At 60.1% G+C, this 23,493-nt stretch carries 24 protein-coding genes; 12 read left to right on the plus strand and 12 right to left on the minus strand.

The genetic code is table 11. The annotated features are described in order from the left end of the window. Nucleotides 1-30: 30 nt before the first annotated feature. The 4 genes from B145_RS0115615 to B145_RS28185 form a co-directional block, all read right to left on the minus strand. Entirely contained in the window at nucleotides 31-552 is a 522-nt protein-coding gene (locus B145_RS0115615; RefSeq protein WP_018608535.1) for a chemotaxis protein CheW, read from the minus strand. A 57-nt stretch (nucleotides 553-609) separates the two neighbouring features. Next, on the minus strand, nucleotides 610-975 hold the full coding sequence (locus B145_RS0115620; RefSeq protein ID WP_018608537.1) for a response regulator transcription factor: 366 nt from the start codon (nucleotides 973-975) through the stop codon (nucleotides 610-612). A gap of 24 nt (nucleotides 976-999) precedes the next feature. Next, on the minus strand, nucleotides 1,000-1,365 hold the full coding sequence (locus B145_RS0115625) for a response regulator (protein WP_051082615.1): 366 nt from the start codon (nucleotides 1,363-1,365) through the stop codon (nucleotides 1,000-1,002). A 222-nt stretch (nucleotides 1,366-1,587) separates the two neighbouring features. Further along, complete coding sequence (locus tag B145_RS28185) at nucleotides 1,588-1,740, minus strand: rubredoxin (RefSeq protein ID WP_211209851.1); 153 nt, start codon at nucleotides 1,738-1,740, stop codon at nucleotides 1,588-1,590. A gap of 107 nt (nucleotides 1,741-1,847) precedes the next feature. On the opposite strand from B145_RS28185, the gene thiD reads away from it, so the two are divergent. From thiD to B145_RS0115650, 5 genes are all read left to right on the plus strand, one after another. Next, complete coding sequence (gene thiD, locus B145_RS0115630; protein WP_211209845.1) at nucleotides 1,848-2,684, plus strand: bifunctional hydroxymethylpyrimidine kinase/phosphomethylpyrimidine kinase; 837 nt, start codon at nucleotides 1,848-1,850, stop codon at nucleotides 2,682-2,684. Further along, on the plus strand, nucleotides 2,681-3,295 hold the full coding sequence (gene thiE, locus B145_RS0115635) for a thiamine phosphate synthase (RefSeq protein ID WP_018608540.1): 615 nt from the start codon (nucleotides 2,681-2,683) through the stop codon (nucleotides 3,293-3,295). The genes thiD and thiE overlap by 4 nt, the downstream gene beginning before the upstream one ends. 29 nt (nucleotides 3,296-3,324) lie before the next feature. Beyond that, nucleotides 3,325-4,605: a glutamate-1-semialdehyde 2,1-aminomutase gene (hemL, locus tag B145_RS0115640; protein ID WP_018608541.1), complete on the plus strand. Its 1,281-nt coding sequence runs from the start codon at nucleotides 3,325-3,327 to the stop codon at nucleotides 4,603-4,605. Between the two features lie 147 nt (nucleotides 4,606-4,752). Next, nucleotides 4,753-5,925, plus strand: a complete 1,173-nt coding sequence (locus B145_RS0115645; protein ID WP_018608542.1) for a phosphoglycerate dehydrogenase — start codon at nucleotides 4,753-4,755, stop codon at nucleotides 5,923-5,925. A gap of 61 nt (nucleotides 5,926-5,986) precedes the next feature. Beyond that, nucleotides 5,987-6,361, plus strand: a complete 375-nt coding sequence (locus B145_RS0115650) for a VOC family protein (protein ID WP_018608543.1) — start codon at nucleotides 5,987-5,989, stop codon at nucleotides 6,359-6,361. Nucleotides 6,362-6,423: 62 nt separating this feature from the next. On the opposite strand, the gene B145_RS0115655 is transcribed toward B145_RS0115650, so the two are convergent. The 4 genes from B145_RS0115655 to B145_RS0115670 are packed head-to-tail and all read right to left on the minus strand — an operon-like array spanning nucleotide 6,424 to nucleotide 10,384. Continuing rightward, the gene (locus B145_RS0115655) at nucleotides 6,424-6,855 is read right to left on the minus strand and encodes a hypothetical protein (RefSeq protein ID WP_018608544.1); all 432 of its coding nucleotides are present in this window, start codon (nucleotides 6,853-6,855) and stop codon (nucleotides 6,424-6,426) included. Between the two features lie 25 nt (nucleotides 6,856-6,880). Beyond that, nucleotides 6,881-8,215, minus strand: coding sequence for a phenylacetate--CoA ligase family protein (locus tag B145_RS0115660; RefSeq protein WP_018608545.1), 1,335 nt, complete (start codon nucleotides 8,213-8,215; stop codon nucleotides 6,881-6,883). 41 nt (nucleotides 8,216-8,256) lie between these two features. Beyond that, entirely contained in the window at nucleotides 8,257-8,739 is a 483-nt protein-coding gene (locus tag B145_RS0115665; RefSeq protein WP_018608546.1) for a 2-oxoacid:acceptor oxidoreductase family protein, read from the minus strand. A 10-nt stretch (nucleotides 8,740-8,749) separates the two neighbouring features. Further along, the gene (locus B145_RS0115670; RefSeq protein ID WP_018608547.1) at nucleotides 8,750-10,384 is read right to left on the minus strand and encodes a thiamine pyrophosphate-dependent enzyme; all 1,635 of its coding nucleotides are present in this window, start codon (nucleotides 10,382-10,384) and stop codon (nucleotides 8,750-8,752) included. 312 nt (nucleotides 10,385-10,696) lie between these two features. Between B145_RS0115670 and B145_RS0115675 the strand changes: the two genes are divergently transcribed. Beyond that, nucleotides 10,697-12,157, plus strand: a complete 1,461-nt coding sequence (locus B145_RS0115675) for a hypothetical protein (RefSeq protein WP_018608548.1) — start codon at nucleotides 10,697-10,699, stop codon at nucleotides 12,155-12,157. Nucleotides 12,158-12,164: 7 nt separating this feature from the next. Here the strand turns inward: B145_RS0115675 and B145_RS0115680 are convergent, their stop codons facing one another. After that, nucleotides 12,165-13,601 carry a rhomboid family intramembrane serine protease gene (locus B145_RS0115680; RefSeq protein ID WP_018608549.1) on the minus strand — a complete coding sequence of 479 codons (1,437 nt, stop codon included), beginning with the start codon at nucleotides 13,599-13,601 and terminating at the stop codon, nucleotides 12,165-12,167. A 136-nt stretch (nucleotides 13,602-13,737) separates the two neighbouring features. Here B145_RS0115680 and B145_RS0115685 point away from each other — a divergent pair, with 136 nt between their 5' ends. Next, the gene (locus tag B145_RS0115685; protein ID WP_018608550.1) at nucleotides 13,738-14,910 is read left to right on the plus strand and encodes an NAD(P)H-dependent flavin oxidoreductase; all 1,173 of its coding nucleotides are present in this window, start codon (nucleotides 13,738-13,740) and stop codon (nucleotides 14,908-14,910) included. Between the two features lie 72 nt (nucleotides 14,911-14,982). Here the strand turns inward: B145_RS0115685 and B145_RS25895 are convergent, their stop codons facing one another. Next, the gene (locus B145_RS25895; protein WP_018608551.1) at nucleotides 14,983-15,687 is read right to left on the minus strand and encodes a ceramidase domain-containing protein; all 705 of its coding nucleotides are present in this window, start codon (nucleotides 15,685-15,687) and stop codon (nucleotides 14,983-14,985) included. Next, nucleotides 15,684-16,280: a 5-formyltetrahydrofolate cyclo-ligase gene (locus tag B145_RS0115695; protein WP_018608552.1), complete on the minus strand. Its 597-nt coding sequence runs from the start codon at nucleotides 16,278-16,280 to the stop codon at nucleotides 15,684-15,686. Before B145_RS0115695 ends, B145_RS25895 begins: the two co-directional genes overlap by 4 nt. Nucleotides 16,281-16,309: 29 nt before the next feature. Between B145_RS0115695 and B145_RS25900 the strand changes: the two genes are divergently transcribed. The 5 genes from B145_RS25900 to B145_RS0115720 all read left to right on the plus strand — a co-directional run bounded on the left by B145_RS25900 (nucleotide 16,310) and on the right by B145_RS0115720 (nucleotide 21,127). Beyond that, nucleotides 16,310-18,256 (plus strand): lytic transglycosylase domain-containing protein, encoded by a 1,947-nt coding sequence (locus B145_RS25900; protein ID WP_018608553.1) that lies wholly within the window; start codon nucleotides 16,310-16,312, stop codon nucleotides 18,254-18,256. A gap of 134 nt (nucleotides 18,257-18,390) precedes the next feature. Beyond that, the gene (locus B145_RS0115705; protein WP_018608554.1) at nucleotides 18,391-19,038 is read left to right on the plus strand and encodes a glutathione S-transferase family protein; all 648 of its coding nucleotides are present in this window, start codon (nucleotides 18,391-18,393) and stop codon (nucleotides 19,036-19,038) included. Nucleotide 19,039: 1 nt separating this feature from the next. Then, nucleotides 19,040-19,438 (plus strand): VOC family protein, encoded by a 399-nt coding sequence (locus B145_RS0115710; RefSeq protein ID WP_018608555.1) that lies wholly within the window; start codon nucleotides 19,040-19,042, stop codon nucleotides 19,436-19,438. After that, the gene (locus B145_RS0115715) at nucleotides 19,435-19,833 is read left to right on the plus strand and encodes an RNA-binding S4 domain-containing protein (RefSeq protein ID WP_018608556.1); all 399 of its coding nucleotides are present in this window, start codon (nucleotides 19,435-19,437) and stop codon (nucleotides 19,831-19,833) included. The genes B145_RS0115710 and B145_RS0115715 overlap by 4 nt, the downstream gene beginning before the upstream one ends. Before the next feature lie 10 nt (nucleotides 19,834-19,843). Continuing rightward, nucleotides 19,844-21,127: a BaiN/RdsA family NAD(P)/FAD-dependent oxidoreductase gene (locus tag B145_RS0115720; RefSeq protein ID WP_018608557.1), complete on the plus strand. Its 1,284-nt coding sequence runs from the start codon at nucleotides 19,844-19,846 to the stop codon at nucleotides 21,125-21,127. On the opposite strand, the gene B145_RS0115725 is transcribed toward B145_RS0115720, so the two are convergent. After that, entirely contained in the window at nucleotides 21,097-23,304 is a 2,208-nt protein-coding gene (locus B145_RS0115725; protein ID WP_018608558.1) for a substrate-binding domain-containing protein, read from the minus strand. The two genes, B145_RS0115720 and B145_RS0115725, sit on opposite strands and share 31 nt — an antisense overlap. Between the last annotated feature and the right edge of the window lie 189 nt (nucleotides 23,305-23,493).

The following is a 23,493-nucleotide window of genomic DNA, read 5'->3' on the forward strand; positions in this document are numbered from 1 at the left end:
GGGGAAGCGCAGATGTGTTGATCATGGTCTTCAGCGCACATCGGCACTTGCATCAAGAAAACGGGGATCGGCCAACAACGGGCGCACGATCAGGTGTTTCCAAAGACGATTCTGGTGATCGCGCAAGGCGTGCCCAACCCAGGGGCGGGGATCGGAAAAGCTCTCATCCACCTCGAAGTCATCCGGGTTGCGCAAACCCAGCGCACGGTTGACCAGCAGCGCTGTGTTCAGCCCGTGGCGCGTGCCGATGAGCATCATCCGGGATTCGTTCGACAAGGGCGACGCGGCTTCGCCACAAAATGCGGAGAGATCCACCACACTGTAGAGATTACCACGGACGTTGGCCAGGCCCCGGAACCAGTTCCGGGTCAATGGCACTTCAGTCAACGCATTGATGGCGATAATCTCACCGGCGTCGGTCAGATCAATGAGCCAATTCTCAGATCCTGCGACCACGGCCAGCAAAGCCGAGCGCCGACCGCTGCTGCCAACTTCTTGCAGACGGCGGGTAAGATCTTGTTGAAACTCGCGCAAACTGATGCGCTTGGCCATGCCAGCCTCCTTTATGTTATTGCTCTGGCGAACAACCCCCCGGAAGAGGCAAACTTTTTAGCCGATGGCCTGAATCTTCTTGAGCAGTTCTTCCAAGTCCAGCGGCTTGGTCATGTAGTCAAACGCCCCCTGGCGCATTCCCCAGATCTTGTCAGTTTCCTGATCTTTGCTGGTGGTCATGATGATGGGGATGTTGCGCGTTTCTTCATCGCGCGAAATCGTGCGGGTAGCCTGGTAGCCGTTGATGCCGGGCATCACCACGTCCATCAGGATCAGGTCGGGCTTTTCGGCCTTGGATTTGACCACGCCATCTTCGCCGTTTTCTGCGGTCACAACCGAGAAACCTTGTTTGCTCAAAAACTCAATCAGGGCAAAACGTTCTGTAGGGGAGTCATCCACGACCAGGATTTTCTTGATTGGCATAGTTCATCAACCTTAAATAAACGATCAGCGCTGTTCGCGCAGCAAAATATATTCAGAAACAGCCTTGAGCAGACTGTCCTTGGTAAAAGGCTTGGTCAAGTATTCATCAGAGCCCACCATGCGGCCACGCGCCCGGTCGAACAAGCCATCCTTGGATGAAAGCATGATCACCGGGGTTACGGCAAACTTGGGGTTCTTCTTGATGAGCGCACAGGTCTGGTAACCATCCAGGCGCGGCATCATGATGTCCACAAAGATCAGGTCCGGGTGGTGGTCCGCGATTTTTGCCAATGCATCAAATCCATCTTCGGCCAACAATACCTGATAGCCCGCCTGCGCAAGAAAAATCTCCGCGCTCCGGCGAATAGTATTGCTGTCATCGATCACCATGACCTTGATGCCCGAGACATCAGTTTTGTCTGCCAACGTCTGCTCCTCTCTACCGCCACAACATTCGTGTTGCCACGGCCTGTGCCAAAGCGCGACTCGACGCATGGCCATATGCCCACTACACATGGCTCCATTGTACGCCGAGGCAGTAATTATCTGCCACACCGCGCGAAATATATCAAATATTGTGGTATATCGGACTGACGCGACACACCACGTTACTTAGAGCGACACGGATTCGAAGTCTTCTTTCCTTGCTCCACACTCAGGACAGCTCCAGTTCGGAGGCAAATCGCCCCATGGCGTACCCGGAGCGATCCCGTCTTCTGGTAGACCAGCCGCTTCATCGTAGATAAAGCCACAGGTCAGACACATCCATGTAGTATGGGGATCAGGCAGTACGGGCATGATATCGCAGAGCTTGGGTTACACTGCTGCTGATATTAGCGCATTTTTTCCCGTTAATTCACCGGGACCGCCCAATGATGAAGCCTTCTGCCGCACAATCCAGCTCAAAGGAGCGGATTATCCCATCTATATTGAGTTTTGCCCCCACCGATCCGACCTGTGGTACGGGTCTGCACGCTGACGTGCTCACTGCCGCAGCACTAGGCGTGATGCCACTTGCCGTCACAACCGGGGTGGTGGTCCAGAACACCTCCATGTTCGAAGGCTTTCTGCCCGTGGATGATGACTGGATCGTCGATCAAGCCCGCGCTGTACTAGAGGACATGCCCGTCCATGCCATCAAGGTGGGCACCCTGGGCAGCGCCGAGGCGGTTGCAGCGGTCGCCGAGATCCTGGCGGACTACCCCGACATTCCGGTGGTCTACGACCCGGCCTTTCTCCTCACCGGGGACGACCCGATGGCCGAGGAGGATTTCTTTGCCACCGTTGGCGGCATGATCCTGCCCCTGGTTGAAATCGTCACCCCGAGCCTGAGTGAAGCACGTCGGCTAGTGCAGGACGAGGATGAAGAGGACACCCTGAGCGCGGCAGATTGCGCCCGCCGCCTGCTCGAACTTGAATGCGGCCATGTGTTGATCAGCGGGCGCCACGAGCAGGCCGCGCAAGTGGTCAATACGCTTTATGGCACCCAGGGCATCTTGCGCACCGATGTATGGGAACGCCTGCCGGGCACCTTCCACGGTGCGGGCTGCACCCTGTCTGCCGCCCTGACAGCCTTCATGGCGCTGGGGCATCCGGTATTCGAAGCCGCCTATCTGGCTCAGCAATACACCTGGAACACCCTGGCCCAGGGCGCCCGTCCGGGGATGGGCAAGTCGCTGCCCAAACGGTTTCTGGAACCCCGATCATGATGCAACGCGGACTCTATCTGGTCACCCCGGACTGGAACGACACCGCCCGCCTGCTGGCCACCAGCCATGCAGCCATGCGGGGGGGCGCGCAGGTGTTGCAATATCGCCACAAAACCGCCAACCCCACCCTGCGGCGTGAGCAGGCCAGGGCGCTGCGTGAGCTGACCCGCGAACAGGATGTCGCCTTGATCATCAACGACGATTTGGAGCTTGCGGTCGCCGTGGAGGCGGACGGCGTGCATATCGGCCGCGATGATGGCGAGGTAGCCCTACTGCGCGAGGCAGCGGGTAGCGGGCTCTGCATCGGCGTGTCGTGCTACAACGATTTTGAACGCGCCCGCTTGGCCATGGAGGCGGGGGCGAGTTACGTGGCCTTTGGCGCAATGTTCGCCTCGCCCACCAAGCCGGAGGCAGTGGCCGCATCGCCCACGCTGATCACCCGTGCCAAAACCGAACTGGGTGCGCGGGTGGCCTGCATCGGCGGGATCACGGCGGATAATGCAGCCCCCCTGGTTGCTGCGGGTGCGGACTGGCTGGCCGTGATCACAGACATGTACCATGCTACCGACCCGCAAGCGCAGGCCATGCGTTTTGCGCGTCTTTATTCCTGATACCCCATTGTTTCCCAGAGAATCCAACCATGTCTCGCAACCAAGAATTGTTTGAACGCGCCCAGCGCACCATCCCTGGCGGCGTCAATTCTCCTGTCCGCGCTTTCCGTTCAGTAGGCGGCACACCACGCTTCCTCGCCCGCGCCGAAGGCGCCTATGTATGGGATGCCGATGGCAAGCGCTACACCGATTACGTGGGTTCCTGGGGCCCGGCCATCCTCGGCCACGCCCACCCGGAGGTCATCGAGGCCGTGCAACGTGCCGCCGCCGATGGGCTGTCCTTTGGCGCCCCGACCGAACGGGAAGTGGAGATGGCCGAACTCCTCACCGAGATGCTCCCCAGCATTGAGATGGTGCGCCTGGTCTCCTCCGGCACCGAGGCGACAATGAGCGCGATCCGCCTGGCGCGTGGCTTTACCGGGCGGGATGCCATCGTCAAGTTTGAAGGCTGTTACCACGGCCATGCCGATAGCCTGCTCGTCAAGGCAGGCTCCGGGTTGCTCACCTTCGGCAACCCTTCTTCAGGCGGCGTGCCTGCGGATTTCGCCCGCCATACCATCGTGCTGGACTACAACAACGTCGCCGCGCTGGAAGAATGCTTTGCCACGCGCGGGCATGAGATCGCCTGCGTGATCATCGAACCGGTAGCGGGCAACATGAATCTGGTACGCCCCTCGCAAGCCTATATGGATCGCCTGCGCGCACTGTGCACCGAACACGGCACGGTATTGATCTTCGATGAGGTGATGACAGGCTTTCGCGTCGGCCTGGGCTGCGCCCAGGGACTGTATGGCATCACCCCGGATCTGACCACGCTGGGCAAGATCATCGGTGGCGGCATGCCGGTAGGTGCCTTTGGCGGCAAACGCGAAATCATGGAGAAGATCGCCCCGCTTGGCTCGGTCTATCAGGCTGGCACCTTGTCGGGCAGCCCGGTTGCCGTTGCCGCCGGACTCGCCACCCTGCGCCTGATCCGCCGCCCTGGCTTCTACGATGCCCTCGTCGCCCAGACCAGTGCCCTGGTGAGCGGCCTGTCAGATGCAGCAGCCAAGCATGGCGTGGCGTTTTCGGCGCAATCGGTCGGCGCGATGTTTGGCCTGTACTTCAGCGCCCAGGTGCCGACGAACTTTGCCGAGGTCATGGCTTCCGACCGCGAACGCTTCAACCACTTCTTCCATGCCATGCTGGAAGCGGGGCACTATCTTGCCCCGTCGGCCTTTGAGGCAGGTTTTGTATCCGCCGCGCATGATCAGGCCGTGATCGCCACCACGGTTGCAGCCGCAAAGGCGGCTTTCGCGCAACTGAAATAAGGAGAATCATCGGCGGAGCCCTCCGCAACATTTGGGACTTTGTGCAGATTTCAGCACAAGAGAATATTTCAGCCATACAATCAAGGATTGTGCATTGTATTGGTCATGAAGATTCCCGATAACCACTCTTGTGAGAGGAAGTCCCAAATGTTCAAGATTCAAACGCTGAACAAGATCGCCACCTGTGGCCTCGACCGCCTGCCCCGCGACAATTTCGAATCCGCCACCGAAATCGTCAATCCAGATGGCATCCTTGTTCGCTCCGCCGACATGCACAAACTGGACCTCCCCTCGTCGGTACTCGCCATTGCCCGCGCCGGCGCGGGCGTCAACAATATTCCGCTACCTACCTGTACCGAACGGGGCATCGTGGTCTTCAACACCCCCGGCGCCAATGCCAATGGGGTGAAAGAGATGGTGATTGCAGCCATGCTACTGTCCTCACGCAAGCTCTTTGAAGGCATCACCTGGGCACAAGGGCTGAAAGGGCAGGACGCTATCCCAGAACAGGTGGAAAAAGGCAAGGCCCAATTCGTGGGGCCGGAAATCCAGGGCAAAACACTGGGCGTGATTGGCCTGGGCGCCATCGGCGTATTGGTGGCCAATGCAGCCAGTGCGCTGGGCATGCGGGTCTTGGGGCTTGACCCCTTCATCAGCGTAGAGGCTGCCTGGAGGCTCTCGCATAACGTGATCAAGGCACCGGGGCTGGATACCCTGGTTGCCGAGGCCGATTACATCACCATCCACGTGCCACTGACGGCTGACACCAAGAACCTCTTCAATGCCGAACGCATTGCCCGGATGAAAAAAGGCGCGCGGATACTCAATTTCAGCCGCTCCGGTCTGGTCGACAATGCTGCTGTCAAAGCGGCACTGGCCAGCGGGCATCTGGATGGCTATGTGTGTGACTTCCCGGAAGAGGAATTGCTGGGCGTTCCCAAGGTTTTGCCGACCCCCCACCTGGGCGCCTCCACCCCTGAATCGGAAGACAACTGTGCCATCATGGCCGCCGAACAGTTGCGCGAATACCTGGAACGCGGCAACATCAGCAATTCAGTGAACTTCCCGACCTGTGAAATGGCGCCTACCGGCAAGACCCGCATCACGGTTGCCAACAGAAATGTTCCCAATGTCATCAGCAGCCTGACTTCACTCCTGGGCAGCATCGGGCTTAATATAGAAGACATGCTCAACAAAAACAGGGGAGAAGTCGCCTATAACATCATCGATGTATCCGGGGATGTCACCCCTGAGACGATCGCCCACCTCAAGAGCGTGGAAGGCGTGATCGCAGTACGCGTGATTCCCAACTGCAACTAGATCCGCCCCTTACACGATTCGCATAGACATAGTTTTTCCCCACACTGTAAAAGGACACCACATGATCGGTTATGTCACCTTTGGCACCAATGACCTTCAACGTGCAGCCGCTTTCTATGACGCACTGTTTACCGTAACCGGTGCCAAGCGCTATATAAATTCCGAGCGTTTCGTCAGTTGGAGCGCTGCGCCCAACACCCCCACCCTGGGCGTAATCAAGCCCTTTGACGGCCAGCCTGCCACCGTGGGCAATGGCACCATGGTTTCCCTCTACCTGCCCAGCACCGCCTTGGTTGATGCCCTGCACAAGAAGGCACTGGAACTGGGCGGCAAGGACGAAGGCGCACCGGGTCCGCGTGGCGAAGGTGGCTTCTATGGCGCCTATTTCCGCGATCTGGATGGCAACAAGCTGGCTGCCTTCACCATGACAAAGTAATTCGTCCAGGGTTGGTCTGCACAATCCGGCTCATCCAAGAACCGGGTTGTGCCGCTATGTGCCTACGCAGCAAACAGCGTGACAGGGGCGATCACACTGATCCCGCGCTGCTGCAATTCAGACACGGCACGGTCTGGCTCCGCAAAGCGGATAATGACCACTGCATGCTGACCCACGGCGGTGCTGAACGCGTACATGTATTCGATGTTGAGCCCTGCTGCATCGGCCTCGACCAGAATACGGGCGAGCCCACCGGCATCGTCCGGCACTTCAACCGCCACCACTTCGGTCAGACGGGTGACATAACCTGCTGCGTCCAGCGCAACCTTGCCCGCAGCGGGGTCCGCCACAATCAGGCGCAGAATACCGAATTCGGCGGTGTCCGCAAGCATCAGGGTATGGATATTCACGCCCTTGGCCGCCAGAGCGGTACAGGCTGCATGCAGGCGGCCGGGGCGGTTTTCGATGAAGGTGGAAAGCTGGGTGACTTTCATGACTGGGGTCCAATACTAGTATCGATCAGGCTTTGCGCTCATCCCACACACGGCGGGCCTTGCCCTCGCTGCGCGGAATGCTGTGCGGCTCGACCAGACGCACCGCTGCGCGGATGCCGGTAATGCGCTCGATGGAATGTGCCAGCCGCTTGTGCAGAGATTCCATCGCGCTGACCTGATCGCTGAACACTTCGGCCCCCACCTCGACCTCGACCCCCATCTGGTCCAGCCCGTGCTCGCGGGTGAGCACAATGCGGTAATGCGGCAGGGCACCTTCGACAGCCAGCAGGGCGGTTTCGATCTGCGAGGGGAAGACGTTGACGCCCCGAATAATGAACATGTCATCCGAACGACGGGCCACGCGGGCAATGCGCCGCACGGTACGGCCACAACTGCACGGCTCAGTGATGATATGGGTGATGTCCCGCGTGCGATAACGGATCATAGGCATGGCCCGTTTGGATAGCGTGGTCAGCACCAGTTCGCCTTCCTCGCCATCCGGCAGTACCTTGCAGGTTTCCGGGTCAATGATCTCGGGATAGAAATGGTCCTCGAAAATATGCAATCCAGCTTGCTCGCAGCATTCTGCCCCTACGCCGGGGCCGATGATTTCAGACAGGCCATAAATGTCATAGGCTTTGATCCCGCCGCCTTTCTCGATGCATTCACGCATGCCTTCCGACCAGGGTTCGGCGCCAAACACCCCGGCACGCAGGGGCAGCTCGCGCATATCCACACCCAGTTCGTTGGCACGCTCAATCATGTGCAAGAAGTAGCTTGGGGTACAGCACACCGCCGTCACGCCAAAATCACGCATCAGCATGATCTGCCGGTCTGTGTTGCCCCCAGAGGTTGGCACCACGGTAGCGCCGATGGCTTCCAGCCCGTAGTGTGCGCCCAACCCCCCGGTAAACAAGCCATAGCCATATGCATTCTGCACAATATCGCCACGGTGGATACCTGCCGAGGCGAAGGTCCGCAACATTACCGAGGCCCATACCTGCAGGTCTTCCTGCGTGTAGGCCACCACAATAGGCTTGCCGGTGGTGCCACTGGAAGCGTGCAGGCGCACGATCTCGGACATCGGGCTGGCGAACAGGCCAAATGGATAGGTATCGCGCAGATCGGTCTTGATGGTAAAGGGCAGTTGCGCCAGATCGGCAAGTGACCCGATGCAGGCGGGGGTGAGGCCGCGTTCCTGCATCCGCTCCCGAAACAGGGATACATGCTCGTAGGCACGATTGACCACAGCTTTCAGGCGCCGTAACTGCAAATCACGCAGTTGCGCTGCGGGCAAGTAGTCCGGCGCGCTGACCGGATGAAAGCCCTGCCCCTGGTCGTTCCAGTTCTCGCGCATCATCATGTCTCCTCCCCCTCGGCCCTTCGGGCTCTATGACTTATTCATGCAGTGGCCTGTCGGCCTTGGTGGAATGCTTCCAGATTCAAACGGTGGTGTTTTTCAGCCAGGTTGGCACAAATGGCCGCTTCCCAGGTTTCAAGCGGAATTTCCAGCACATTGCTCAACACGCCAAGCAGGGCGACATTCACCGATTTCGCCTGTATCTTGCCCGGCACGGTGGCCAGGGATTCCGGTGAAACCAATATGCCACTGGCTTTGAGCACATGCCGATTGACTTCTACCTGATCAGGGGCCACCACGATCAGGCAATCGGCCTGCCCGGCAGGAATCATCGGGCTATACACATGGGGGCCGAAACGCACATCGCTGGCGACCGATCCGCCGCGCTGGCTCATGCCGTGGATTTCGCTTTTCTTCACGTCCAGACCACAGCGGAAGGCTGCATCGGCCAGAATGTCCGAGGCCTTGACCACACCCTGCCCACCCAGCCCGGCAACGACTACATTGATGACTTTGCTTGCCATGTGATCCTCCTTACTGGGCTGCGCAGGCCGTCGCGCAGGTGTTTTTCTTTTCGGCAGCAGCCTTTTCGTACTGGCGGATCTTGGGAGCGGCCAATATGCAGGGGCGACGCGCCACAATGACCGCAAGCTGGCCGCTGGCCAGCGCGGCCTCAAGTGCCTGATCCAAGGCATTGTCATGCGCCAGTGGATCAATGCTGACCACATAATCGATGCCCATGGCCCGCACCACATCTTCAAACACGATCTTGCCGGTGGGCTGGTGCGCAAGATCACGGCCCGTGCCGGGGTGTTCCTGTTGGCCGGTCATCGCGGTGGTGCCGTTGTCCAGAATCAGCAGCACATGCCCACCGGGTGGCGGGTTGTAGACCATCTCGGCCAGACCGGTGAGCCCGCTGTGGACAAAGGTGGAATCCCCGATCACGCTGACCACGCGGCGGGCCTGCTCAGGCGGCAGCACATGGCGCAGACCGAGACCGACGCCCATGGAAGCGCCCATGCACACACAGGTATCCATAGCGGTAAACGGCGGCAGCACCCCAAGGGTATAACAGCCGATGTCGCCTGCCACAATGCAATCCAGACGGCGCAGGGCTTCAAAGACCGGGCGATGCGAGCAGCCTTCGCATAATGCAGGCGGCTTGCCCGGTGCAACGACAGGTTCGGCCAGCTCTTCCCGCGCTATGATCTGGCGCACGCGTTCTACATTCAGTTCGCCAAAGCGGAAACGCTCGGGCTTGCCTTCTACAGCCAAGCCCTCGGCACGCAATTCAGTCACCAGGATAGGGTCGCCCTCCTCGATCACGATGCAGCGCTCGACCGAGGCGACAAAATCGCGGATTGCCTGCATCGGCAGCGGGTAGGACAGGCCCAACTGCAGGATGCTGGCTTCTGGCGCCACTTCCCGTGCATGCATCACCGCCACACCGGAGGCAATGATGCCCAATGCAGCGTCCTTGCGCTCCACAATGGTCTGGGCGCAGGTTTCTGCATAGGTGGCGGCGCGGGCGAGTTTGTCGCGCATGTGCCGATGCGCCGGGCGGGCGTGCGCGGGGATCATCACCCGGCCAGGGATATCGCGCTTGAAGTCCGGCGCGGCGGCAGGCTGTGGCAAGGGGGCCACGGTAACAATGCTCTTGGAATGGCAGACGCGGGTCGTCATGCGCAGCATCACCGGCTGGGCGAATTGCTCGGAAATCGCAAAGGCTGCGCCGGTAAATTCGTAGGCCTGCTGGGAGTCGGCCGGTTCAAGCATGATGACCCCGGCGGCGCGGGCATACTGGCGGTTATCCTGCTCATTCTGACTGGAAGCCATGCCCGGGTCGTCGGCAGACACCAGTACCAGGCCGCCGCTCACACCGGTGTAGGCAGCGGTAAACAACACGTCTGCGGCTACATTGACGCCCACGTGCTTCATGGTAACCAAGGCACGGGCGCCACCAAAGGCAGCCCCCAACCCGACTTCGAGTGCCACCTTCTCGTTGGGCGCCCACTGGGCCTTGCCCCCCAGCACGGCAAACGCTTCGAGGATTTCGGTAGAAGGGGTGCCGGGATAGCCGGTACCCAATGCCACACCTGCATTCAAGGCAGCCAGGGCAACCGCTTCGTCCCCTGACAGGAGCATACGCTCGGAAAGCTTAGCGACCATTGTGGAACCCAAGGAGATGGACAATGCCTTTGAATTCTAGGCGCCCCCCAGGAGGAACGCTTGTCGCACGTCAAGACCCGCTCGGCATGCGCACAGATTGTGCATGGTTGCGAAGCCTCACCTCTTACCCCGATAATGGATGTAAAGAATTGTTCAGGCGGCAGCCCGACTGAAAGGTTTCGTGGCGGCTGCTCGGGCTTACGGGCAAACCACCCTCCCTGCACAGCAAGCGCAGTTAGGCTCTTGAACCAAGCTTTCCAGCACTAGGCAGAAGCCCCTGTCATTGTTTTTTTATTCCTCGTGGAGATGCCTGTGTCGGCCAACCCCCAGATCACCATTCACGAAGCACACGAAGTCCAGGCCTTCTGGCACCGGATTCCCCGCTTCTTTCTCTTCCCCCTGCAACCGGGAGCCTTGTTGCGGGTACTGGGGTTTGCCGCCCTGTGCGGCTTGGGGGCGTTTGCCAGCAGCCTACCCGCTATCATCGTCGCCACGGCGGGCATCTCGCTCATCGTGATGATTTTCTTCCTGCGCTTTGCCTGCCGGGTTTTGTCGGAGACTTCGCTGGGTCGCCTGTCCATGGCCGATTATTCGACCGAACCGGACGAAACCCTGACCTACCTGCCGTTCAAGATTTTCGGCCTGTTTCTGATTCCAGGGTTTTTCGTCGGCCTGATCATGGGGCTGTTTGGCAGCACGGTGGGGGCCATTGCCAACATCCTGGTATCGCTGGCCACGCCTGCGGCCCTGATGGTGCTGGTGATCTCCCGCAGCCTGAGTTCGGGCTTGAACCCCAGTGCAGCGTGGTCGGTCATCACGGCCATGGGTAAGCCCTATCTGCTGCTGTGCATATGCCTATATTTTCTGATGACGGCGGAAACCATCCTGGTCACACAGGTGCTGGCACATATGATTATGCCTCTGATAAGCAAGTTCACAGCCCTGTCCATGGAGCTGCGTCAGCTCAATCCCGCCAACGGTGAGGCGCGGGCAGTCGAGATCATGCAGGAGATCGCCCGCCTGCAGCATCAGATGCATTCGCGCGCATTTGGTGCAATCTTCCTGGTGCAGGCGGTGATGATGTACTTCATGCTGATCTGCTTCAACATGCTGGGCTATGTGCTCTACCAGTTCCATCACGCGCTGGGGCTGGATATTGATGAAACCGTCACGAACCGGGGCAGTGAGAGCAGCCAGCCCAAGGACCCGCAGGCGGCGCAGATTGCCTCACTGCTGACCGAGGGCAAGATCACCGAAGCGCTGGATATTGCCTACGAAGCGCAACGCCTGGAGCCGGGCGACATTGCCGCGCAGGAGCGCTACAACAAGCTGCTGCATCTGGCGGGCAAGGATGATCGCCTGCTCAACCACACCCAGAAACTCATCCCGATGCTGCTGGCAAACGAACAGAAAAACGCTGCACTGGAAGCGTGGCGGCGTTGCCGTGAGCGCCACGCGACTTTTCTGCCAGAAAACGCGGATCAGATCGTGCAGCTTGCACAAATTGCGCGTTCAATCCGGGAACCCCGCGTGGCGCTGGATCTGCTCAACGGCTTTGACCGCAATTTCCGCAACCATCCGCTGGTGCCGGACGTGTATTTTCTGTGCGGCTCCATCCTGTGTGACGATCTGCGCAAGGATGAGCTGGCCGACCGCTTTTTTGCCGCCCTGTGCGCACGTTACCCCGAGCACCTCCTGGTGCCGGATGCCCAGCGCCTGCGTGATGTGATCGCCAAAATGCGGCGGATGGGCCAACCCAAGGCGCAAAACTGAGCCAAACTCAGGCACGCCCCGGCAGGCTGCTGCGCAAGGATTGTGCAGCCATCGGCTCTCCAGCCTCCGCCCAGGCCTGGGCGGTTTGCTCGGTCAGCCCCGGCAGGCTCGGGTGCGCGGGCGCCAGTTTGTACAGCAGGCGCAGCGCACGCTCGGCATCCGCGTGCGCACGCAGTTGCAGGAAGCGCGTTACCAGCTCAAGCAGCATATCAGCGCTCAGGCGTGGTACGGGCTTGGCCTGTTGCAGGTAATCCCGAAAGGTTTCCAGGGCAAAGCTGCCCTCGATCCGTCTGGTCATCAGGATACGGCTGGCAACACGATGGTATTCCTCGCTGGCGGGAACGAGTTTGCAGACGTTCAGGCATTCCCGCAGCATCGGCTGATCGACACCCGACAGCATGGCGAGCCGCCCGTAGGCGCACCGGGCTTCGTCAAAACGCTGGGCCGTCATCAGGCGGCGTGCTTCTTTCAGCCCCGCCATGCGGGCGACAGACTGTTCATCCTGCGCAGCTTCCTGCGGAGCAGCGGGTTCAGCTTCCAGACGCGCCAGTGCGCGCCGCCGCAAGGGCCAGGCCAGCAAGGCGCCGGTAAGCAGACCACCAAAGTGCGCCCCATACGCCACATGACTCCCCCCCAGCCAGAAGAACTGGAGCAACTCATTGGCCAGCCACAAAGGCAAGGCCAGCAGTGCGGGGGCACGGATGACATCGAAATATACGAAAATGAAGTAGAAGAAAGGTATCCGGCGCCGCCCCAGCAACACCGCAAACGCGCCCATGGCACCGGAAATGGCCCCAGAGGCCCCGACCAATCCCCCTGGCATCCCTTGGGTGAACAGCATGTGCGAACCTGCCGCAGCCATCCCGCATACGAGATAGAGCGCCAGGAAGCTGCCGGTGCCGATCAGCGCTTCGACCGCAGGGGCGATGAGCGCCAGCACCACCATGTTGCCAAAGATATGCCCGTTATCGCCATGCAGAAACTGGTGGCTCAGCGCAGTCAGCCAGCTCGGGTGACTGGTATCGAACTGGAAACGCTCGGTAAACAGCGTGTGACGCATCTCCTCATAGCGCTGGCGCATGCGGTGCCAATCGTCATACGCCGGATTGTCTGGCGTAATCACCTGATTCTCATGCAGACGACGCATGAACGCCGCATCGTGCTCCATCTCGTTGAGCGCAACGAACCAATTCTCCTGCTCCAGGATCGCATCAAAGCGCTTGGCGGCCTCCGTCTTGCCCTGGTCGCGCAGATAGCGGGCAAACGCGGGCAGCTCCGTCTTGGGCAAGACACTCTCAGCATAATATTCAGCCACACGCTGACCACGCGTGTGATCCATCGCCTGCGGTCCGAAAAAGACCAGGACATTGAGGATGACAAGCAGGATCACCCCGAACGGGAAGCTGCTGCGAGTCAGGCGCGAGACGTAGGGCATCATGAACATGGTGAGCCGATGCTACCAGAGCATGTCACAGCTGCCTATTACGCTGATTACCCACCAGTCTCTTGCGCAATATCAAGACGACTCCGGCTTATACTAGGGACTATCCTGCGGTTAACTATCTTCATCTGGAACTTACATGATTGCCCATTCCTTGCCCTCGCTTCTGATCCGTGGCAAAACCCTCCTGCCGGTTGTCCAGGGAGGCATGGGCGTGGGCATCTCCGCCCATAAACTGGCTGGCGCGGTGGCCGCTGAAGGCGGCGTTGGCACCATTGCCAGCGTTGACCTGCGCCGCCTGCACCAGGATTTGATGGAACGCACCCAGAATGCCACCCGCGAACTGATTGAACACGCCAACCTTGAGGCGCTGGACCGCGAAATCAAGGCGGCGCTGGAAACCGCCAAGGGCGCAGGCGTGGTGGCCGTCAATGTGATGCGCGCAGTCAGTCAGTATGCCGACCATGTACGTCAGGCCTGCAAATCCGGCGCCCAGGCCATTGTGGTGGGCGCAGGGCTCCCGCTGGACCTGCCGGATCTGGTAGCGGAATTCAAGGATGTGGCGCTGATCCCGATCCTGTCGGATGCCCGTGGCGTATCACTGGTGGTCAAGCGCTGGATGCGCAAGAACCGCTTGCCGGACGCCATTGTGCTGGAACACCCGGGCTGGGCCGGTGGTCACCTGGGGGCGGCGAATATCACAGAATCCAGCAATCCGCGTTTTGACATGGAAACTGTGTTGCCCGAATGCGTGGAGGCCTTGGACAAACTGGGGCTCAAGCGTGGCGAGATTCCCCTGATCCCCGCCGGTGGCATCAACACCATGGACCGGATCAAGGAGCTGATTGGCCTGGGCGCCTCTGGCGTGCAGATTGGTACCGCGTTTGCCGTGACGCAGGAAGGCGACGCGGACATGGCCTTCAAGCACGTGCTGGCTGACGCCAAGCCCGAAGACGTGATCGAATTCATGAGTGCCGCCGGGCTGCCTGCCCGTGCCGTGCGCACCACCTGGCTGGAACGCTACCTGAGCCGTGAGGACAAGCTGCAAAAGGCCGCTGCCTGCGCCGCCGAAGGGCGCACCTGCTCGCAACGCTTTGACTGCCTGCTGCAATGCGGTCTGCGTGACAAACTCGCCAAGTTCGGCCAATTCTGCATCGACAAGCAACTCGCCGCAGCCCACGCCGGAGACGTTGCCCAGGGGCTGTTCTTCCGTGGCAAGGGCATGCTGCCCTTTGGCAATGAAATCCGCCCTGTGCGCGAGCTGCTGGAAATGCTGCTGACCGGGCACGTCATCGGCAAAGCGAACACCTGATCAGAAGCAAAAGGGCGTTAGCAGCGTGAAAACACTGCAACGCCCTCAATTACAGCACTCTGACACTTCTCCTCAGCGCCGCCGGTCCTGTTCCATCACGGTGTCTGAAGTCAGCAAGCCATGGTAGCGCCCTGAGCGCTCATGGCAGCCTGCAGCAAGCCCCCGCACACTCAGATACAGCACCGCAGCCGACAGCAGGTGCCAGCAGAAATGCGTGCCCGCAGGCCACACGGCACACAAGCCTCGGTCAAGACTGCGCACGGCCAGGGCGACCGGGAACAGAGCGGCGGCGGCGAGCATCCACGGCGCACTGGCCGTGGATTTGCGCATCGCCCAGCGGGCCAGGAAAATCAGGCAGATGGCAGGCCCCAGGTAGAATTCCGAATCATTCAGCCCCAGTCCGCCAATGCGCCGGAGCGTCTCACCCACCAACAGCATGCCTGCTACGCACAGCATCAGGGTTCCGCTATGGGTGCGCACCACCTGACTGAGGTAGCGCTGCAAAAAAACCCCGATGAACAACACGATACAACCCATGTTGAACCAATGTGCCCACAGTTGCGCAGTCAGGTGAAACAGCAAGCTCCCCGTCCCCAACACTCCCAGCATGACGGCCATCCGCCGAGCCTCACGGCGGGCTTCGCTGGGGAGTTGCCGCAGCCACAGACGCCAGGCCACGGCGAAAAAGGCCAGGCTGGAGAGCACATTCAGCGGCTCCCCCCAGAAGGCCCCGTTGCTACGCTCGCAATAAATACCAAGTACATCGAATAAGTTCATGTTTCCTTCCGCATCCAATACCCCGCTTCGGTCACCAACCAGTCCAAGGGACGGTCGTGCGCCTGCGGCTCGATGCTCTCCAGCCTCGACAGTTCAAACCCCACCCCAACCGTGACCGGCTGCGGGGTCAGACTTGCCAGGGTACGATCAAAATATCCCCCACCATAACCGATTCGGTAGCCTTTGGCGTCGAACCCGTTCACAGGAACGAGCAAAAGATCTGTGTCGAGTGTGACGTGTTCCACCGGTTGAGGGATGCCGAAGCGGTCTTGCTGCATGGCCGCCCCGGGTTGCCAGCGATAAAAGCGCAGCGGCCCCGGCTGCTCTGGCACAATGGGCAGCGCAGCCTGCCTGCCAGAATCTGCGGCAAGCCAGGTGGTCACGGCGGGCAGGATGTCGGCCTCGCCCCGATAGGGCCAGCAAAAGCCCAGGGTACGCGGCTGCAGGCGCGCCAGCAGCTCAAGCAGATGAGTATTGAGGGTAACGGTCAACTGTAACCGCTCGTCTGCCGTTAACGCTTCACGGCGTGCAATCAATGCCTGGCGGAGTGCTTTGCGTTCAGGATTATTCGATATCACGTGGTATGCTGCCATGCAGTAGGAATTTGAAGGGATGTTACGTCATGAAGTTCAGGTTGTGCGCGGCACTGGCGGCGCTGTTGTGGCTGACGGGGCCGGTGCGGGCTGATTCCGGCGACGAGCGGATACTCGCTGCACGCGACGCGGCCAGCCGTGGAGACACCCAGCGCCTGAGCGCCTTGGCCAGCACGACCACCGATCACGCCCTGGAACCCTATCTTCAGTACTGGATACTCTCTGCCCGTGTGGCGCGCACCAGCGATGCGGTACCTGTCGACACCATCAACGACTTCCTGCAACGCAACAACAATTCCTGGCTGGCAGAGAAGTTACGCCAGGAATGGCTCAAACGCCTTGCCCGTGAGGGCAATTGGCCGCAGTTTGAAGCCGAGTACCTGATGCTTGCCCAGCCGGACCAGGATCTGCAATGCAATGCCATCATCGGTGGCGGTGCTGCTGCCATTGATGCCCAGCGTGCGCTGGAAGCGCAATGGCTGACCCTGGTGGACACCCCCGATAGCTGCGCCCAGGTGTTCCGAACCCTGGTCAGCAACGGCCGGTTCAGCACTGAAGATGTGTGGCAACGTTTCCGTCGTCAGGTGGAAGCCAAGCGCCATACGGGTGCCCGCCAAACCTTGGGCTGGCTCCCCGATGAACAGGCACCTTCCACCGCTGCGCTCACCCTGGCGCTGGAAAATCCGGTACGTTATCTCGCCACTGCCGCCGCCCAATCGCCTGCTGGCCGGCCCGGACGGGAACTCGGCATGGCCGCCGTCACCCGGTTGGCCCGTAATGACGCACGTGATGCGCTGGCACGCTGGCGCAACATCGACTCGGCCTATCGTGACGAAGACCGCGCCTATGTCGCCGGGCAACTGGGCTGGATGGCGGCGGTAGCTCAGTTGGGCGAAGCGCTCCCGCTCTACACCCAGGCCAAGGGAGTTGCCATGAGTGACGAGCAACGGGCGTGGTATGCCCGTGCGGCATTGCGTGCCGGGGATTGGGCCGCTGTGCGGCTGGCCATCGAAGCCATGCCACAGGCCCTGCGCGAACAGCCGGAGTGGAGCTACTGGTTCGGGCGTGCGCTCAGCCAGTCAGGGCGCGCCCAGGATGCGCGTAATCTCTTCAGCCGCTATGCGGGGCAGCCCAATTTCTACGGCATCCTCTCTGCCGAGGCTTTGGGGCAGAATCTGCGCTGGCCTTCAACTGCTGCCCCCGCCAGCGCACAGGAACTGGCCCGCGTGCGCGCCAACGCCAGCATCCGCCGGGCAGAAGCCTTGTTGCGGCTGGACATGCGGACTGAAAGTGTGCGCGAATGGAACTGGGCCATGCGAGGGGCCGACGACCGCTTCCTGCTCGCCTCCGCCGAATATGCGCGCCGCATCGGCCTGTATGACCGAGCCATCAACGCCGCCGATCGCACCCGCGACCAGCATGATTACGCCTTGCGCTACCTTGCGCCGTATTACGACACTTTTGCCCGGCAAGCGAATGAGCGTGACCTGAACCTGTCATGGGTATACGGTCTGGTCCGCCAGGAAAGCCGCTTCCTGCCCGTAGCCCGTTCCGGGCCCGGTGCGCAGGGGCTGATGCAGGTGATGCCCGCCACGGGGCGCTGGATCGCCAAGCGGGAAGGGTGGCGCGACTATGATAGTAGCTGGCTGACCCAAATCGAGACCAACGTGCAGCTGGGCTGCGCCTATCTGCGCCATGTGATGGATACGCTGGGCAACCAGATGGTGGTGGCTTCCGCTGCCTACAACGCCGGGCCAGGGCGCGCCAGACGCTGGCGCGACAGCCGCCCGATGGAAGGCGCCATCTATGCAGAAACCATCCCGATCCCGGAGACGCGTGACTACGTGAAGAAGGTGATGGCCAACTCCGTGCTCTACGAAACCCTGCTCAGCGGGCGCTCCACCTCGCTCATCAAGCGTTTGGGCAAAGTGATAACCAGCAGCGGGGAAATCGCACTCAGCCCGGACGAACCCTGAATCGAACCCGGCCCCCCGGGCGGGGAAGTGCCAAGACTCTTTCGCACCGGCCCCACAGTCAGGGATAATGCACGGCATCATCCCTTGAAAACAGGCGCCGTCTCTCTTTCAGACGCCTTCGGCTGGAGAAATGCATGCAACTGGTCATCGGTACAAAGAACTACTCCTCCTGGTCTTTGCGCGGCTGGCTGGCCGTCAAGGCCAGCGGCCTGCCTTTTGAGGAAATCCTCATCCCCTTGTGCAAACCGGATACCCGGGAACGTATCCTGGCCCTCAGCCCCTCGGGCAAAGTACCTTGCCTGATTGAGCATGGCCTGGAAATCTGGGATTCCCTGGCGATTGCCGAATATCTGGCCGAAGTGGTGCCTACACTCTGGCCGCAAGACGCCGCAGCACGCGCACGCGCACGCTCGGTGGCGGCCGAGATGCACAGCGGTTTCCAGGCGCTGCGTAACACTATGCCGATGAACATCCGGGGCCATTTCCCTGGCCAGGGCCAGACACCGGAAGTGCTGGCAGACATCAAGCGCATCGAAGCCATCTGGAATGACTGCCGAGCCCATTACAGTTCGGGCGGGCGTTACCTGTTCGGCCACTACAGCATTGCCGACATCATGTTTGCACCGATCTGTCTGCGGTTTGAAACCTATGGTGTCGAATTGAGCGGCTTGGCGCACGACTACGTGCAATCCATGCTCGCCCACCCCGATATGCTGGAGTGGAAGGCCGCCGCCTTGCTCGAAAACGACATCATCCCCGAATACGAATTCCGGAGTGCCTGACATGCAAGCACGCATCAGTCTCATCACCCTGGGTGTGGCAGATCTGGAGCGCGCCCGTGATTTCTACAAGAAACTGGGCTTTCCGGTGATGCCGGAGAGTAATGACAAAGTAGTATTCATGGGACTCAACGGCCTGTGGCTTTCGCTCTATCCACGCGAGGCCCTGGCCGAAGATGTCGGCTGCAGTGCTACAGGCAGCGGCTTTCGGGGCATCACCCTGGCGCATAATGTGCGCAGCAAGGAAGAGGTCGGCCACGTGCTGGCTCAGGCCGAAGCAGCAGGTGGGCGCATCGTCAAACCCGCGCAGGACGTATTCTGGGGTGGCTTTTCAGGTTACTTTGCCGACCCGGATGATTTCCTCTGGGAAGTCGCCTGGAACCCACACTTCTGGATTGAATGATTGACATGCCAACAGTATTGAATGCAGTACGCATCGACAAATGGCTGTGGGCGGCACGTTTCTTCAAAACCCGCAGTCTGGCAACCGACGCCGTCGACGGTGGGCGGGTGCAGATCAACGGACTGCGCATCAAACCCGCCAAAGAGGTGAAGGTGGGAGACCGCGTCGAGCTGTCCATCGGCGATATACATTGGGAGTTACTCGTCGAGGGTTTGTCCGAAAAGCGCGGCCCCGCCCCCGAAGCACGCAAACTGTACGCGGAAACCGAAGCCAGTCAGGCGCGTCGCCAAAAAGCACAGGAAGAACGCCATCTGCGCGTAGAACCTGCCTCCGATTTGCACGGCCGCCCCACCAAACGCGACCGCCGCAATATCGATCGCTGGCGCCAGGGTTAAAGCGTACCTTATGTCTTCAGCATCCCCCTCTTTGACGCCTCGCGTCGCCATCATCGGGGCAGGCCCTGCGGGACTCATGGCGGCCGAAGTCCTGAGCGGGCAGGGGCTGGGCGTTGACATCTATGACGCAATGCCCTCGCCGGGGCGCAAACTCCTGCTGGCGGGTAAAGGCGGATTGAACATTACCCACTCTGAACCGCTGGAATCCTTTCTGGATCGCTATGGCGCGCATCGGGCATTCCTCGAAGCCCACATCCGTAGCTTTGATCCGCAGGCGCTACGCGCCTGGGTTCATGCTTTGGGCATTGAAACTTTCGTGGGCACATCAGGACGAGTCTTTCCGGAAGGCATGAAAGCAGCCCCTTTGCTGCGCAACTGGCTGCACAGATTACGCAGCCAGCATGTAAAGATCTATGTGCGTCATCGCTGGCAGAGCCTGGAAGCCAGTACAACAGGTTGGCGCCTGCAACTGGCTGGCCCGGAAGGAATCAGACAGGCCGACCATGCCGCAGTCATTTTTGCGATGGGTGGTGCAAGCTGGGCCAGACTGGGTTCCGATGGCGCCTGGGTGATACCCCTGGAAGCACTGGGGCTTCCTGTCGCCCCACTATTACCCAGTAACTGTGGATTCGAGACGCACTGGAGCGAGCATTTCCGCAGCCGTTTTGCGGGAGAGGCACTCAAGAATATTGCCGCCAGTGTCCGCACCGCAGGCGGCACAACGCCCTATCGACGGGGTGAATGCCTAGTCTGCGAGAGTGGCCTGGAGGGCAGCCTTATCTATGCCTTGGGCGCCTCATTACGGCATGAGCTGCTGGAGGCTGGAGAGGCCGTTCTCCTGCTGGACCTGATGCCGGACCGCAGCCTGGAGTGGTTGCGCGAACAGATTGCTGCACCACGCGGGGCACGCTCGATGGCGTCTCACCTGCAAAGCAGGCTGGGTTTGAAAGGGGTCAAGGCCGGTATGCTTCGGGAATTTTGCGATACCGCCACCTATGCGGACCCGGCGGCACTGGCCCAGGCGATCAAGGCCCTAGCTGTACCACTGCATGCACAGCGCCCAATTGACGAAGCCATCAGCAGCGCAGGCGGCCTGCGTTTTGAGGCGCTGGACGCACAACTCATGCTGAATGAATTACCCGGCATTTTCTGCGCGGGGGAAATGCTTGATTGGGATGCCCCCACCGGCGGCTATCTACTGACGGCCTGCATGGCGACGGGGCGCGCTGCCGGGCTGGGCGCAGCCCGCTGGCTCAGGCAGTATCAGACCACCACCGAAATTGCCCCCGCCTGATTCAGCACGGATTCGATCATGGCGCTTTCGCGGCTCTCCACATTCCGGAAAGATAGCTGACAGCCCACCTGATAAGACTTGTCTGTCATCTGGTTCAGATGCGCAAAAGCCTGCGCCAGACGATTATGCAATTCGCTGGAGAAATTGGCATCCGTGTCCGAGCACAGCGCCACAAAGCGGTGGGGTTCGATGCGGCCAAGGATATCGGAAGCACGCAAGGCATTCATGAATACCCGTGCTGCTCCCTCAAAGGCGACATCGGCCTCCTTTTGCCCCAACTGGATCTGCTCTGGCTCGATATTCTTGACATCGACATAGACCATCATATGCTTGCTGGCCGTCTGGGCAACCAAGCGGGCATGGGCTGCGTGCAAAAAACCACTCAGGTTGAGCAGGCCAGATTGCAGGTCATACTGCCCCATCTGCTCAATGCTGGAACGGGTGCGGGTACGCCGCCACGACTCTTTGCTCAGATAATCGCGCACACGCCCCACCTCTTCTACCAGCAAGGCGCCAATCAAGGCGCTGGCAATGGCTTCGCGCACCGCTTCAAGACTCACACCCACAGGCAATTCGGGGCCGAAAACAATGTATCCATAATGCCCGACCTGCTGGAAGGCTGGCACCACCGTCAGCGGATGGGCGCCGGTCATCTCCCACACGGCTTCGGGCAACAGCGTCTGCGTATCAAATGAACGCCAGAGATGCTCACTGTAGGTCTTGCCCTCAAACACACAGGCCACCAGGCGCGCCCGTTTGGGCAGAAGATAGTCGTTGGAGGTATTGAAATAGCCTTGCTCTTCATAGAAGGCAATCATGCAGGTTTTGATCCCGAACTGCCCCAGCACATCCGGCAAAGCTTCCATCTGCTGATGGATTTCGAACGACAGCAATTGGCGCTTGACGTGGTTGACCGACCCTGAGGCCAAGCCCAGGCGTTCGCCCTGCGCTACCGTGTGCATGGCCTTGGCCTTGAGCAACACCATCTGGGCCTTGTTCAGCCGGATGCCATATTCCCAGAGCTGCTCGGCACTACAGGTTTGCGGGTCCAGCATGAGGGTCTGGATACCCAACAACAAGGTCTGCAAAGCCACAATATCGGTGTTATGCGCCAGGCATTCCATCGCCATCGGCCAGAGTGCATCCTCCAGGGCATGGGGCTGCTCCGCTGCCAAGGCCGCCATGCAGCCTTGCAGATAGGTGAGAAACCGCACCTTTTCCTGATCAGACAGACACAGGCTATCCAGCAGTTGTTGGCTGCGAGCGGAGAAGTCCCCCTCCCCAGGCACCCCACGATTCTGCTCAATGTTGCAACCGCAGCCGCAACTGCGTCGGCGTACAAAATGCGATGGCACGGTTTCATGGGGTGGGTCCTCATCCATGCCCTGTGCCTGGAGCAAGGCCAAGGAGCGGGCGACCTGCTCCTCGGTGGATTGATTCACCGAACTCAGCCCCATTTCAGTGACATGGGGATGCAAGTCATCCATCCCGACCACTGCAATATCTTCCGGCACCCGCAGCCCCCGTTCAGTGACCACGGCAATCGCCGCCAGTGCCATCTCATCGTTGGCGGCAACGACAACGCGTACCGGCAGGCCGCTTGCGAGCATCTGCTCGGCCGCTTGGCGGGCACCAAAATAATAGAATTCGCCGCTTTGAATGAGGCGCGGATCAACATGAATGCCAGATTCGGCCATGACTGCACGAAAAGTCTTGAGCCGTTGCGCAGCATCGTGGCTACCCGAGGGACCACTCAAAAAGGCGAAATCCCGATAGCCATGGTCCTGGATCAGATGTTCGAGCATCTGCCGCAAGCCCGTCGTGTTGTCGAGCAGCACACAAGGAACGCCGGGGATCTCTGCCGTCAGGCTCACACAGGGCAGCCCTTTGAAGTGTTCAAGCAGCTTGTGCACAATCGGCTCTGAACCCACGCGCATGAAGGTGGAGGTCACCAGCAACAAGCCCCCCAGATGCTGTGCATGCGCCAGGTGGTAGACCAGATTCATCTGCCGTTCAAACCAGGTCGGCGTACCGATGATCGAACCCGAATAGAAGACGAGCCTGATCCCCAGCCGACCGGCCTGCTTGCACAATTCGGCGCACAGATGCTTCTGATACGTGCTTTCCACGTCATTGATCAGAACACCGATGGTGGGTGCTACACCAGCCTGTCTCAAAGGATCGCCTATCTGAACACCCGCCGTTTTCAGGACACCGGACGGAAAACCTTCACACTACTGCGGACGCTATCATCCTGCTTTTTCAATAATCTCTCTACGACCATAGGGGTATATTGCAAACGTCGGGCAGGTGTGCTAAATCGTTTAATCTGAGACACAAAATCATTCCCCAGTCTCGCCACCCCC

The organism is Uliginosibacterium gangwonense DSM 18521 (genome assembly GCF_000373965.1).
GTDB classification, from domain to species: domain Bacteria; phylum Pseudomonadota; class Gammaproteobacteria; order Burkholderiales; family Rhodocyclaceae; genus Uliginosibacterium; species Uliginosibacterium gangwonense.